The 11,843-nt window shown below is 51.7% G+C and carries 15 protein-coding genes; 3 read left to right on the top strand and 12 right to left on the bottom strand.

Annotated features, from left to right (window positions below; all coding sequences use genetic code 11):
- Positions 1 to 357 precede the first annotated feature (357 nt).
- The 4 genes from FJ147_23415 to FJ147_23430 are packed head-to-tail and all read right to left on the bottom strand — an operon-like array spanning position 358 to position 3,498.
- Positions 358 to 897, bottom strand: a complete 540-nt coding sequence (locus FJ147_23415) for a hypothetical protein (GenBank protein MBM4258838.1) — start codon at positions 895 to 897, stop codon at positions 358 to 360.
- A gap of 23 nt (positions 898 to 920) precedes the next feature.
- On the bottom strand, positions 921 to 1,685 hold the full coding sequence (locus FJ147_23420) for a glucose 1-dehydrogenase (protein ID MBM4258839.1): 765 nt from the start codon (positions 1,683 to 1,685) through the stop codon (positions 921 to 923).
- Positions 1,686 to 1,697: 12 nt separating this feature from the next.
- A complete protein-coding gene (locus FJ147_23425; protein MBM4258840.1) occupies positions 1,698 to 2,828 on the bottom strand; it encodes an amidohydrolase in 1,131 nt (376 codons plus the stop codon).
- Between the two features lie 19 nt (positions 2,829 to 2,847).
- Positions 2,848 to 3,498 carry a hypothetical protein gene (locus FJ147_23430; GenBank protein ID MBM4258841.1) on the bottom strand — a complete coding sequence of 217 codons (651 nt, stop codon included), beginning with the start codon at positions 3,496 to 3,498 and terminating at the stop codon, positions 2,848 to 2,850.
- An 88-nt stretch (positions 3,499 to 3,586) separates the two neighbouring features.
- Between FJ147_23430 and FJ147_23435 the strand changes: the two genes are divergently transcribed.
- On the top strand, positions 3,587 to 4,021 hold the full coding sequence (locus FJ147_23435) for a hypothetical protein (protein ID MBM4258842.1): 435 nt from the start codon (positions 3,587 to 3,589) through the stop codon (positions 4,019 to 4,021).
- A 109-nt stretch (positions 4,022 to 4,130) separates the two neighbouring features.
- Here the strand turns inward: FJ147_23435 and FJ147_23440 are convergent, their stop codons facing one another.
- The 4 genes from FJ147_23440 to FJ147_23455 form a co-directional block, all read right to left on the bottom strand.
- Positions 4,131 to 4,841 (bottom strand): hypothetical protein, encoded by a 711-nt coding sequence (locus tag FJ147_23440; protein ID MBM4258843.1) that lies wholly within the window; start codon positions 4,839 to 4,841, stop codon positions 4,131 to 4,133.
- Between the two features lie 187 nt (positions 4,842 to 5,028).
- Positions 5,029 to 6,381 carry an LLM class flavin-dependent oxidoreductase gene (locus tag FJ147_23445; protein ID MBM4258844.1) on the bottom strand — a complete coding sequence of 451 codons (1,353 nt, stop codon included), beginning with the start codon at positions 6,379 to 6,381 and terminating at the stop codon, positions 5,029 to 5,031.
- A 298-nt stretch (positions 6,382 to 6,679) separates the two neighbouring features.
- On the bottom strand, positions 6,680 to 6,847 hold the full coding sequence (locus FJ147_23450) for a type II toxin-antitoxin system RelE/ParE family toxin (protein ID MBM4258845.1): 168 nt from the start codon (positions 6,845 to 6,847) through the stop codon (positions 6,680 to 6,682).
- Positions 6,848 to 6,853: 6 nt separating this feature from the next.
- On the bottom strand, positions 6,854 to 7,102 hold the full coding sequence (locus FJ147_23455; protein ID MBM4258846.1) for a type II toxin-antitoxin system ParD family antitoxin: 249 nt from the start codon (positions 7,100 to 7,102) through the stop codon (positions 6,854 to 6,856).
- Between the two features lie 188 nt (positions 7,103 to 7,290).
- On the opposite strand from FJ147_23455, the gene FJ147_23460 reads away from it, so the two are divergent.
- Together FJ147_23460 and FJ147_23465 are read left to right on the top strand one after the other, a co-directional pair.
- The gene (locus tag FJ147_23460) at positions 7,291 to 7,983 is read left to right on the top strand and encodes a thiol:disulfide oxidoreductase (GenBank protein MBM4258847.1); all 693 of its coding nucleotides are present in this window, start codon (positions 7,291 to 7,293) and stop codon (positions 7,981 to 7,983) included.
- A 110-nt stretch (positions 7,984 to 8,093) separates the two neighbouring features.
- Positions 8,094 to 8,705 (top strand): 2,3-bisphosphoglycerate-dependent phosphoglycerate mutase, encoded by a 612-nt coding sequence (locus tag FJ147_23465; protein MBM4258848.1) that lies wholly within the window; start codon positions 8,094 to 8,096, stop codon positions 8,703 to 8,705.
- Positions 8,706 to 8,854: 149 nt separating this feature from the next.
- On the opposite strand, the gene FJ147_23470 is transcribed toward FJ147_23465, so the two are convergent.
- From FJ147_23470 to FJ147_23485, 4 genes are all read right to left on the bottom strand, one after another.
- Complete coding sequence (locus tag FJ147_23470) at positions 8,855 to 9,331, bottom strand: flavin reductase family protein (GenBank protein ID MBM4258849.1); 477 nt, start codon at positions 9,329 to 9,331, stop codon at positions 8,855 to 8,857.
- A gap of 54 nt (positions 9,332 to 9,385) precedes the next feature.
- Positions 9,386 to 9,883: a flavin reductase gene (locus FJ147_23475; GenBank protein ID MBM4258850.1), complete on the bottom strand. Its 498-nt coding sequence runs from the start codon at positions 9,881 to 9,883 to the stop codon at positions 9,386 to 9,388.
- Between the two features lie 9 nt (positions 9,884 to 9,892).
- Positions 9,893 to 10,921, bottom strand: a complete 1,029-nt coding sequence (locus tag FJ147_23480; protein MBM4258851.1) for an adenosine deaminase — start codon at positions 10,919 to 10,921, stop codon at positions 9,893 to 9,895.
- Between the two features lie 155 nt (positions 10,922 to 11,076).
- Positions 11,077 to 11,622 (bottom strand): heme-binding protein, encoded by a 546-nt coding sequence (locus FJ147_23485; GenBank protein MBM4258852.1) that lies wholly within the window; start codon positions 11,620 to 11,622, stop codon positions 11,077 to 11,079.
- Positions 11,623 to 11,843 lie beyond the last annotated feature (221 nt).

Consider the following 11,843-nt stretch of genomic DNA (forward strand, 5'->3'; position numbering starts at 1 on the left):
GGTTTCTGCAACTCTTGCGGCAGAAAAAAAAACGCGCGCTGGACTCTGCCCGCCCTCCGGCGGTGGCTCAATCTCCTTTTCAACTTTACCCAGTGTCCACAGTGTCGAACGTATCACCTTGCGCAGCACATTCCGCTCTTTAGTTCAGCATAATCTACTTAACGGAGTAGTACTAGATAGTCCAGAAAGTTTTGATGGATAACTCAAGGGACGTCATGCCCGCGAATGCGGGAATCCAGGAGGCTGAACTACAGGCCACGGCTGAATTTCCCTGGATGCCCGCCTGCGCGGGCATGACGAAACCCTATCCCTCAAAATTAAATGGACTGACTACTAGCCTGAAAAGATCAAGTAGCCTCACGCCATAAGTTTCGTTCGCTCCAACCTTTTCATTAGCGCCGGGCGGCGGCCATGCACTGTACAGAATTGATTGAATCTGTGCGTGAAGTCGTTACGTTTCTGCGTGAGCGTCGCGGCTTCAGATAGATCAACCAACAGGTCACGCACTTGATCGTATGCTGACGCGGTCTGCTGTGCTACCAGTTCGTCGACTTTCTTCCAGTAGCGATCGACTTCCATTGCCACCGTCTGTAGATAACGTCCTCGTTCTTTACCTTTCTTTTCTAGTTCGCTTTGTTTCTGTTTGGCCTCTCGCGTACGACGTTCGGCGCGAGCCTCGGCAATATGTTGGCGGATGTCTGCGACCGTGCGACGTTTTGCTGCCGCCTTGGCTGGTGCCGTAGAGGAGGGACGTATAGAGGTAATGTAGGCACGTCGGAGTTGGGACTCAGCCTGTTGTCCCTTCCCTTGCGCAAGTAGTAGTAGGTATGGTTGGGCTTCTGCAGCTGAGAGCGGACGATCAAGCGCGAGAAATTCATAGTATTGATATTCGCTCATGGTAATCCTACGTGGCCCATAGATCAGTAATATCCAAATGCAGTCCAGCCTCCATCGACGACGAGGACTTCGCCAGTGACGAAGCCTGCATCTTCACTGGCAATATAACGCACGGCTTTGGCAATATCTGCCCCCGTTCCGAGGCGACGCTGGGGCGTACGCTTCTCCAGATCTCTCAGTGTGAGTTTCTGTTCCTCAGCCAAGCGGTCGATCAAATCAGTGCGGACGTATCCCGAGGCGATACAATTGACGCGAATCTTGTAGCGCGCCCATTCGATCGCCATCACACGGGTCATGTGATCGACGGCAGCTTTCGAGGCACAGTAACCTAACGTAGCAGGGAACGCATTGCGCCCAAGGATCGAGCCGATGTTGACAATGGAGCCACCACCATGGGCCTTCATTTGTCGTGCTGCAGCTTGAGAGCAGAGGAAGATCGACTTGGCGTTGACGTTCATATGCAGGTCCCAGTTCTCTTCGCTCATGTCGAGCGTTGCCTCTGGGTATGTCACACCAGCGTTGTTGACGAGGATGGCAACCGGACCAAGTTGCTCTTCAACTTGTGCAAATGTTGCTTTTACATCCGCACCAATTTCGGCACGACAGCCCAGCGCAATTGCTTCTCCGCCACCGCTGCGAATCTCAGCGACAACTTCTGCAGCATTCTCGGCCTTCGTTGCCACACAGGCCACCCGCGCGCCTTCGTTCGCTAGTTCGAGCGCAATTGCTTTTCCAAGTCCACGACTGGCTCCTGTCACCACAGCAACCTTGTTGGCAAACAAAGGCATACACGTCTCCTCTTATATCCCAAAAAACTGCGCTGCATTTTCGCCAAGAATTTTATTCACAGATGTTTCAGGAAGTTTTGCTAACGCCTTGCGTGCTCTGGTAATGGGCTCAGTGAATCCCTCAGCATGCGGATAATCCGAACCAATGAAGAATTTATCGTCACCAAGGAGTTCGATCATGTACGGCAACGTGCGCTCGTGTGGGTCTGCAGAGATCCAGATGTTGCGCGCGAAATACTCACTCGCAGGTCGTTTCATCTGGCAGGTATGGCCCATGTAGCTGAAACGATAATCAAGTCGATCAATCCACTCGGCGATCCAACCACTGGCAGACTCAATCGTCGCCACACGCAAACGCGGAAAGCGCTCGAACACGCCATCGTACACCATCGTAGTCAGCGCCATGCGCGGATCTTGAATGGTATTCATACTGAGAAACATAAAGCCCGGCTCGCGGTCTTTGTACCACTCGTTGCCGAGATAGTGAGCATGCACAACGAGATGAATCCCCACTGCGATGTTGGCGTCTTGTGCTGCGGCCCAGACGGGATCGTAGTCAGGATGGCCAAAACTCTTGCCGTCGATTGGTAACGCACCAACGAAAACAGTCTTCACATCGGCTTTCGCGAGACAGTGTAATTCTCGTACAGCGTCGCCGGGATAACGTAACGTTAAGTGACCTACCGGATACAAACGCTGACGATACCCTGCGCACATTTCTACCATCCAGGTGTTATAGGCACGCGCATGTGCAGCAGCCAGCTCCGGGTCAGGTACTAAGTCTTCCCAGAACAGCCCTAAAGTTGGATAGATGAATTGGCTTTCAATTCCTTCTTCATCAAGGAATCGTACGCGTGACGGCATATCTTCGAGTGAGCGACTGAACGCTTCCGCAGGGTCAAACGACTTGAGTCCTTTGCCTGTTTCCTTCTGGCCATAGCCAACGGCAACGCCAAGTAACTCCTCAATAGTGAGGTCACCTGAATTCGGAAGAGGTTGTCCGTTCACCCACAACACGTAACGTCCTGTCTCTTTCGATCGTTCGAAACGTACGCAACGGTCCCGATAGCGTGGCTCAATGTAACGAGTCCACAGATCCAATGGCTCCATGAAATGACTATCAGCATCAATAATGCGGCTCATGGCGGGTCCTCCTTAATGATCAATCGACAATACGAATCTCATGCCCGCGTGCAATCAGCATTGGCTGAATCAATTCGCCAAATTGATCGGGTTCATAGCTGGTGACATCGGCGAAACTAGGATCTTTTCCTTCCATCCAGATCTGCGCAATGCCATCGTAGACACGCTCGCGAGCGGGGCCGACGAGATTGACGGTGTAGCGTCTGGCGGTCGGGGTTCGTCGCAATGCAACTGCGACATTTGGAATATGAGTCTCAAGCCAGTATTTATCTAACGCAGCACGTTCGATCTCCGGGCGCCGTTTGACAAAGTAGACCAGCTTAGTGGTCTCGCGTGTAGTCGGACCATCGACGTTGAGATGTTCGGAAACGGTCAACCAGTGACCTTTGGTGAAGTCCGCATATTCGTCAAAGCGATCAGCCATAATCTCTGGCGGTGCATTCTTGCCGATCGTGGTATCGAAATGCTGCTTGTCACGAAACCACAATTCAGCCATGCCATCTAACCCCGGGTCGTCTGGGGTTTGTTGTGGGTCAAAGAAGGTGATGCGATAGCGCAGCGGTTGCGCCATCTTCACAACATGTGGGGCATGGACGTTTTCCCATACTTTCACGAGTTCATCATGAGAGATGTTCGCGTGACGAATGACGGTGGCAATGACTTTCAGCATACTTCCCCCTTTTTCTGTTGCGGTCCTCCAAGTTTCCTAACTGGCAGATCACAAGTATAATCCCCGAAAAATGAAAGAGGAATGACCAATGAGTTTAGATGAATCAACTGCCTATGCGTTGGCCACATGGTCTCGCTTCGATAACACGATTACTGACGATCTTGTCCGAGCGGTCTGTGGCGCGTTTGCTTTTGTTGCAGCCGCAGATGGCAATGTTGCAGAGTCTGAAGTTGCGGGACTCATGAACATCATTCGTGAGAGATCCGACGCATTTCCGCGACTCGACCTGGCTGCGGTTGAGCGATTGTTTCGTGATTTGACAACAGCGTTGTTGTCTGACCCCGAAGGCAGTCGAGAACACGTGCTATCGGAAATCGCCCGCGTGAAAGATCAACCGAAAGAACGAGAGCTTGTCCACAGTGCGGCCCGTGTTGCCATATTTGCCGACAGTCGTGTCGAGGGACGAGAACAGAAAGTGATGGACGAGATCTGTAGCGCGTTGGGAATTGTTGGAGATCGTTAACGAAATCGCTGGGGAATTTCTTCCTCAGCGACTCTCATTATTAGGTTCCCTCACCCTCGCCCTCCCCCGCAGGGAGAGGGAACTATCAGTTGCGGCGAAGAGCTGACAATCAGGCTGCTTTCCGCATTCCACCATAGGCGAGGTCGAGACCATCAAAGAAACGCCACAAAAGCTCTAGCGTATGCTCGACCGCGTCACGCACCCGTCGTTGCTCTTCGTCAGTTTTTGCCAGTTTAGATACGGTCTCGCTCGCGCTTCCTCCGTGTTCTTTGTCGGCTTCTTCATGTACCCACCAGAAAGCGGTCTGCTCATGCGTAAGTCCGTATTTCTCCTCAAGCAGACGGGCAAATTCATTGCCAGCGCCAGGAACCTGCGCCTCACCGGCGATACTAACTGCCGCGAGCCCTTCCATAAAAGGACGATGAGCAACGACCCATGTCCAATATGTGCGTAACGCGACAGACTCGGGCAAGGGATGAATGTTGATCATCTTTTCTCGCGTGCTACCCAAAGCACAGCCCAGACGAATATACAGTTCTGGATGCGGCGCACTCTTGGACATCCGTCCGGTCTCTTCCTCGATCAGGTTATCGAGAATGTGAGCCCGTACTTCCGCATCTTCGCAGTTGACATACAAAGGACCAATCAGATCATGGACTCTGCCAGTGAGATAAAATTGCTGTTCCATCCAACTGCGAATCTGATCCTTGCTTAGCTCAGCCCGACGGAATTTCTGAATCCACGGATGATCCCAGAACGCCCGCCGCTGCGTAACCATCTTTCGCAACTCTTGCGCGAATTGCTCGCTCGTCAGTGCCATAGGGTACCCTCCTTTTAGATTATTGGATTTCGCCTCCGAATCGGTATAACCGGTTCCTTAATTGTTCTCCTTTACTCCTTTTGGGGGAGGCGGTGCAAGACATTAAACAAAAAAAGGGCAGCCATTCTGGGCTGCCCTTCTAAATCACACACAGAGAAGTGAGCAGAACCCACCTCTCATATCAACGTTAGACCGAAGTCGCGCCGGTATCAATCTTCAGCGACTTTAACGGGGTGCGATCAACCACTGGACCACGTTTGGTTCCAGCAGTCAGTTTGACTGAGCCAGGAAAACGTTGGAAGGGGTTGGTCAGCTCGATCTGCTTAGCGAATTCCTTAATCGGTGGGATCACTTCTTTGGCAAACAGACGCATGCTGTTGAGGCGATCTTCATTGCCGACTGTCCCTTGCACTTGGAACAACGTGAACACGCCAGGACGCAGCACTTGTAGAATCGATTTGATTTTCTCGGTCACAGTCTTTGGCGAGCCCACAATCATCAGCAAGTTAGCTTGCGCGTTCTCGTACGACTTTTGTAGTTTGGCGCGGATCTCGTCGTAGTTCTTGGTCTCGCCTTCTTTCTTGCCAGTCTGCATTTCTTTCAAGCGATCCGCGCTTAAGCCGACCCAGCCGCCGCCAGGGCGACGACCGAGCAAGCGAATCGCACCTTTGGAGTTGTAGCCTGGAGGCAACGTGTGTTCAGGTCGCGAGAAGGCATTCGCGCCACCACCAAACACAAAGCCTTTGCCAAGTTCCTGGGCTTTCTCGTCAGTCTCGGCGACAAACACGCCCATCAGGTAACCAAAGTTCTCAGGTCCAGCTTGATAACCACGCTCTGCAGCGACATCGGCATACATATCCCAAATATCGCAAGTCGGACCAAGGTTGGTCACAAGGCCAAGGTATGGATACGCGTGCTCAGCACACCACTTCACGGTTTCTGGGCTTAACACACCAGGAATCCACATCTGCGGATGTGGCTTCTGATACGGCAGTGCCCACGGGTTCACATGGCGATAATGGAAATGTTTGCCTTCATAGCGCCACGGGCCAGGTTTGGTCCACGCCTGGATAATAAAGTCGTGGGCTTCGTTGAACATCTCGCGATTGTACGCAGGATTGGCATTATTGAAGAACTGTTCACTGCCCGCGCCACGCACCCAACCGGTGACAAGGCGGCCACGTGAAATGAGGTCAATTTCAGCGAGTTCTTCCGCCATGCGCAGCGGATGTTTAATGACCGGAAGCGGATTGCCAATCAACACGATTTTCGCACGTTTAGTGACGCGCGCCAGGATCGCCGCTTCAACGTTCATCACACCACCCATGCAGAACGGGTTGCCATGATGTTCGTTGAGCATCAGCGCATCAAAACCGAGTTCTTCAGCTTCGCAATACTCATCGATCCAATAGTTATAGTCATCCGCGGCTTTCGCGCGGTCAAAAAGGGTATTCGGCAGCGCGAAGAAACCTTCATGTTTGAGGACATCGTCCTCTTTCAGCCAACGATACGGTCGTTCGGTAAAGTATCCAACAATCATACTGGTCACTCCTTTTTCCTAGTGAGTGCGCAAAACGCTCCCCATGTGATAGCAGACCTGGCCTATGCTTGTGAAGGGACGGGAGACAAAGAATCAGGCTGATCTCTTTACTTGAATCTACATGTGGAGGGGAACTAAGGGAGAAGGGATTATTCTTCTAAGGCAGTATTCCTATCTCGCCGAGTGGGAAGTACTCGTAAGATCACAATTCCAGTATCGATGGCGAAATAGTAACTGCGATGGTTACGATACAAGAAGCTACGCAGGGTAGTATCAGGTGGAAGCTTCAATCGCTCAGCTACGTCTGGCTCTGGCCTACCGGATGTGGGTGTAACTGCATAAGAAAGGCGCGTTCCTGAAGTTCCCGAAGATAGCGATCTGCCGCCGTAGGATTGCGCGTCGCAAGGTAACGCCAGATTGCTTGTAAATCAGCTTTTGCTCGCTGGTGATAACGCGGGGTAGCCATGCGACTTCAGGTCGAACGAGAAGAAAGCAGTTTGTTCTCTTCTGCTAAGAAGGCCTCAATATCCATCTCCTCGCCACGATCTCCTCGCAGAAAATCCTCGACCGCAGGACGTAAAGAATCAGTCACCGCATCAAGTTCCTGCTCTCGTTCTTGTAACAACCGCAGGCCCGCTTCTACCATTGCTTCGTAACTCTGGTATTTGCCGCTTTGTAGCTGTCGCTCCACAAACTGATCTATGGATAAAACCTCTGGCATAAACAATCTCTCTTCTAGTCAATGGAATCGTTGTTACCTTACCACAGTCGTCGGCCTTGCCATAGAGTTTCCGAGTCGGTTCAGGAGAACTGGCTTGAGTGCTACCGCCTTAACCCGCTTTACTCACCAGCCTGACCCTGCAAGTATCGGCCACGAAATTTTTCATCGACGTAGACGGAGGTGCGCTCGTGGCAAAACCAATTGATGTCTATTACTGGCCAACGCCGAACGGTTGGAAAGTGAAAATTCTCCTCGAGGAACTCGGTGTTCCGTACAACATTATCCCTGTGAACATTGGCAAGGGCGAACAATTCGAACCGAGCTTTCTGAAGATCTCGCCCAATAATCGTATGCCAGCGATTGTCGATCATGAACCGCTGGGCGGTGGCGAGCCAATAGCAATCTTTGAGTCCGGTGCAATCGATGAATACCTGGCCGAAAAATACGGCAAGTTCATGCCGAGAGATCCGCGCGGGAAGTATGAAGTCCTGCAGTGGGTGTATTGGCAAATGGGTGGACTCGGTCCCATGTCTGGCCAGTGTAATCATTTCCGCCACTATGCGCCTGAGAAGATTGCATACGGCATCAACCGTTACACAGATGAAGTGAATCGTCTGTATGGTGTCATGGACAAACAGTTAGCCACGCTCCAGTTTCTTGCAGGTGAGTACTCGATTGCTGACATGATGTCGTGGCCGTGGATCGTCGGCTACGAGCGCATGGGGCAAGACCTCAACGAGTTCCCGAACCTCAAGCGTTGGCACGAAGCCATGAAAGCGCGTCCGGCGGTTATTCGCGGTTTTGAGGTTGGCAAAGAACTGCGACAAGAAATGTCTGACGAAGCGAAGAAGGTGCTGTTTGGGCAGAGGGCGCGGAAGTGAAACAAGAATGTAGGAAACAGAAGGCAGGAGACAGCATGAGAAGGTGGGTTTGTCTTTTCCATTCTGTCTCCTGTATTCTGACTTCTGTATTCTTTTTTTAAGGAGATTGAATGGCAACGTTGGTATTACTGCGCCACGGCGAATCGCAGTGGAATCTTGAGAATCGTTTCACTGGTTGGGTCGATGTCCCGCTTTCCCCCAAAGGCGAAGAAGAGGCTCGTCAAGCAGGCGAGAAACTCAAAGCCGCCAATGTTCGCTTTGATGTCGCGTTTACCTCGGTGTTACAACGTGCGAATCGCACGATGGAAATTGCCCTCGATATCCTTGGACAACGTGGCATTCCAGTGGAAAAAGACCAAGCACTCAATGAGCGGCATTACGGCGATCTGCAAGGACTCAACAAAGCGGAAACCGCGCAAAAATATGGTGAAGAGCAAGTGCATATCTGGCGACGCAGTTACGACGTCCCACCTCCAGGTGGCGAGAGCCTTAAAGATACTGCTGCGCGCACCCTCCCCTATTACGAAGCCAAGATTCTACCAATGATCAAAGCTGGCAAGAATATTCTTGTCGCCGCACACGGCAATAGCCTGCGTTCGATCGTCATGTATCTCGATCAATTAACCAAAGAGCAAGTGTTGGAGCTCAACCTCGGGACAGGGGTACCGATTGTGTACGAATTGGATGCAAACGGGAAAGTGAAAGAGAAGAAAATCTTATAGGGATTAGGGGCTTCTGAAAACGAAGCGGAGAATCGGGGAAACGGTGAATCGGAGTATAAGAAGATAGCCTCTGTTCCTTCCTATCTCCGTTTCTCTCTATCTCCGATTCTCCCTGTCTCCGATTCTCCGTTTCACGGCATCATCAATCTCTACTGTGGTAGCCGAGAGTACTTCCCCTTAAAGAACAGTAACGGTCGATCACCAAACGCCGAGGCGTTCTGTACTTCGCCAACGTAGATGGTGTGATCACCACCTTCGAAACCATTGATCAATTTACACTCGATATAACCCATCGCACCGTCGAGCAACGGTACGCCAACACTCCCTTCATGGGTAGGGACACCTTCAAACTTCTCGATTCCCTTAGTCGCAAACCGCGTCGAGAGCTGATCCTGGCCTTCAGCTAAGATATTGACGACAAAAACTTTTGACTGCTCAAAGCAGGCATAACAGTCGACTTTCTTGTCGACACACACCAACACCAACGGTGGGTCAAGCGACAAAGAAGTGTACGAATTCGCGGTCAGCCCAAAAGGTTTACCGTTTGGGTCTTTGGTCGTGATAATAGTAACGCCTGTGGCAAAGGCACCAAAGACATTACGCAGTTCGCGCGGATCAATCGCCATAGATGCTCCTACTCTGCAGAGTTCCTGACTGCTAACAGAGCCGTGATTGTTCTGTCAATTCCTCTGCCTGGGAATCACCGCCCCGACATAAATGTACGGCAAATCATGGGACGTTATCGGCTGATCTTGCGTGCGGATTTCAGCCCGGACAATCGAGGCCACGAACAATGTGTGGTCACCAGCGGGATAACTCGCCACAACTCGACATTCAAATACTGCCATAGCGATCGCGAGGAGAGGCACTCCTGTTTCACCAAACTCATAAGCAAAGGGCTCAAGGTTATCTGGTCGTCGTGAAGCCGACGAAAAGAAGTAGTCTTCGAGTTCTTTGCTCTTGTGACCAACCACATTGAGACCGAACACACTCTGTCGCTCAATGAACCCATGACTGAAATGGCGCGTATCGACCGCCGCCATAATCAGCGGTGGATCACCTGACACCTGTGTCACCCATGAAGACGACATGCCATGTAGCTTGTCACCTTCACGAACGGTGAGGACATAAATACCGGTGGTGATCTCCGCTAATGCATTAGCGAGTTGTGGATCCATAAAAGTTTCCTAAAACGCATGCTTAAAGGCATTGCGCTGACAGCGAACGAGGCCACTGAAGTTGATCAATTCGTTCTCTAGCGCAACTTCGTGCTCAGCTTGTAGATAACGTCCGTTAAAGGCCGGGTTGTCAGTGCAAAAGCAGTAATCAATATCTTCCGTGTCGAGCCGTTTCGTTACCTCACGTACAGGAGCGAGGTCAGCAAAGGTTCCAGTTTGCAGATACGTACTCGGACACAACTCAAAGCAAATGCCTCGACGACGAATTTCCGGCAATAGGTGCGGTAGATGTAATGGAATCTGCACTCCATGACCAATCCGACGCAAATATGGAAACAGTTCAGGATGAACATGAGCGGGTGAGGTTTCACCAAGATGTGCGGTTGCTGGCAAATGATGATCAGCTGCCTTCTTATACAAACTCACAAAGTGATCGAGCCGTTCGCCGAGTGGTGCTTCCGGCCCGGCGACATCAATGCCACGAATAAGGTCACGACGGGTCAATGCAAGGTCGAGGGTTGCGTCGTTGATCTCGTCCGGCAACATCGTGTGAAGACACAGTACCAGCCGAACATCGACTGCATACTCCGGTACCTTCGCTCCAGCGGCAATCGCTTCAACGACAGCCTCCATTGTAGCGATCCGATCCCTTCGGTCGAGCGAGGGATCAGTGCGCAAATACGGAGAGAAACGTAATTCCAACATCGACGTCTGTTCAAAAATCCGCGCGCCACGAACAACGCGATAGAGAAAATAACTCATGGTCGCTGGCGTCTGCAGCGGTTCGACGAGCTTATGCAGTTCAAGGTAATCATCGAGTGTCGGCTTGCGATTAGCAAAATGTTCCTTGAGAACGGCATAGGTGGGAAATCGTCTTAGGAGTTCCTGGATGATATTGCGTTCGGTTGGGGTGGTTCCCACGTCAGCGCTTCCCGAAGACAGGTAGCCATAGAGTACCTTCGGATGGACTGAGCCACCGACATGGCGATGCAAATCTGCATAATCCGGCCCGGCATTTACTCGTCCTTGTTGGATCATCGACACCTCACTTGTTGCTCACGGACACTTCATACTTCCTATGGTCCATGATGCAACAGAGTGAGGGTCTGTTTCCAGTCGAGGCCCCGACAGCCAAGAACAGAGAGAATCGTGACCCTCCAATCCTCTCTCGCGAGGTACATGCTCAAGAACACTCAGTATCCTGCTGCGTTCGCCTCGTTACCAATAAAAGTGCCGTTGCGGAATGTGTTGGGGCACAAGGGGTGCGTGAAAGGAGTAGCGCCATCAGCCCCACTGTAGGTAATGTCGTCAACAAGATTGCCGCCTGGTGGTTCCAGATTAGCAAGCTCTCGTACGCGTTTTGCAATCTCATGATCTGCACATGCGGTATCCCCACTTATTCCTAATCCGCCAACAATTTTGCCATTGTCGTAGAGTGGCACTCCCCCTCCAAAGGTGATGATTCCTCCTACAGTTTGTCCCTTGTCAGTATTCGGGGAGGAAAGGGATTTCGGATCAAAAGGGTTAGAGTGATTTAATCCATAAAGGGAGTGACCAGGTTGGACGAATGTGTACAGACGCGCCGTGGAAAGAGCCAATGCGTCAAGGCTAAAAGCATTGGCCGTATACGCTTTCGCTTTCGCAATCGCCTGACTCCCTGGCCAGGCTTGGGTCGAATCATTTTGGGACACAGCCACGCTACAGATTTGACCGCTCCGGTCCACGATTGCTCCCCACATGCGCCGCCCCTCGAAGAGTCCGCCAGCATTACCACCAGTATCCGGAGCAAGCGTGAGGAGATTTTTGAGCTGCGCAGCGCTGGGCAACCCATTGCGGCCATCCCTGTAAAGGTCGGTTGACTACCGTCGCATCGCCAGAATCCGCGCAGTCGATACGTGCGTTTGTTTTTTGCCACTCAGTTTGTGAGGTACTGGCTTCTTCGGCCCGCGTTTGGACTTGG

It is taken from the genome of Deltaproteobacteria bacterium, from assembly GCA_016874775.1.
Taxonomy (GTDB): domain Bacteria; phylum Desulfobacterota; class Binatia; order Bin18; family Bin18; genus VGTJ01.

What these genes read in the sequence shown, in the direction of transcription:
- FJ147_23450 (MBM4258845.1), bottom strand. Translation starts at nt 6,847, where the DNA reads ATGGCTACCCCGCGTTATCACCAGCGAGCAAAAGCTGATTTACAAGCA.
- FJ147_23480 (MBM4258851.1), bottom strand. Translation starts at nt 10,921, where the DNA reads ATGATCCAACAAGGACGAGTAAATGCCGGGCCGGATTATGCAGATTTG.
- FJ147_23440 (MBM4258843.1), bottom strand. Translation starts at nt 4,841, where the DNA reads ATGGCACTGACGAGCGAGCAATTCGCGCAAGAGTTGCGAAAGATGGTT.
- FJ147_23470 (MBM4258849.1), bottom strand. Translation starts at nt 9,331, where the DNA reads ATGGCGATTGATCCGCGCGAACTGCGTAATGTCTTTGGTGCCTTTGCC.
- FJ147_23475 (MBM4258850.1), bottom strand. Translation starts at nt 9,883, where the DNA reads ATGGATCCACAACTCGCTAATGCATTAGCGGAGATCACCACCGGTATT.
- FJ147_23435 (MBM4258842.1), top strand. Translation starts at nt 3,587, where the DNA reads ATGAGTTTAGATGAATCAACTGCCTATGCGTTGGCCACATGGTCTCGC.
- FJ147_23415 (MBM4258838.1), bottom strand. Translation starts at nt 897, where the DNA reads ATGAGCGAATATCAATACTATGAATTTCTCGCGCTTGATCGTCCGCTC.
- FJ147_23425 (MBM4258840.1), bottom strand. Translation starts at nt 2,828, where the DNA reads ATGAGCCGCATTATTGATGCTGATAGTCATTTCATGGAGCCATTGGAT.
- FJ147_23430 (MBM4258841.1), bottom strand. Translation starts at nt 3,498, where the DNA reads ATGCTGAAAGTCATTGCCACCGTCATTCGTCACGCGAACATCTCTCAT.
- FJ147_23465 (MBM4258848.1), top strand. Translation starts at nt 8,094, where the DNA reads ATGGCAACGTTGGTATTACTGCGCCACGGCGAATCGCAGTGGAATCTT.
- FJ147_23485 (MBM4258852.1), bottom strand. Translation starts at nt 11,622, where the DNA reads ATGTGGGGAGCAATCGTGGACCGGAGCGGTCAAATCTGTAGCGTGGCT.
- FJ147_23420 (MBM4258839.1), bottom strand. Translation starts at nt 1,685, where the DNA reads ATGCCTTTGTTTGCCAACAAGGTTGCTGTGGTGACAGGAGCCAGTCGT.
- FJ147_23445 (MBM4258844.1), bottom strand. Translation starts at nt 6,381, where the DNA reads ATGATTGTTGGATACTTTACCGAACGACCGTATCGTTGGCTGAAAGAG.
- FJ147_23455 (MBM4258846.1), bottom strand. Translation starts at nt 7,102, where the DNA reads ATGCCAGAGGTTTTATCCATAGATCAGTTTGTGGAGCGACAGCTACAA.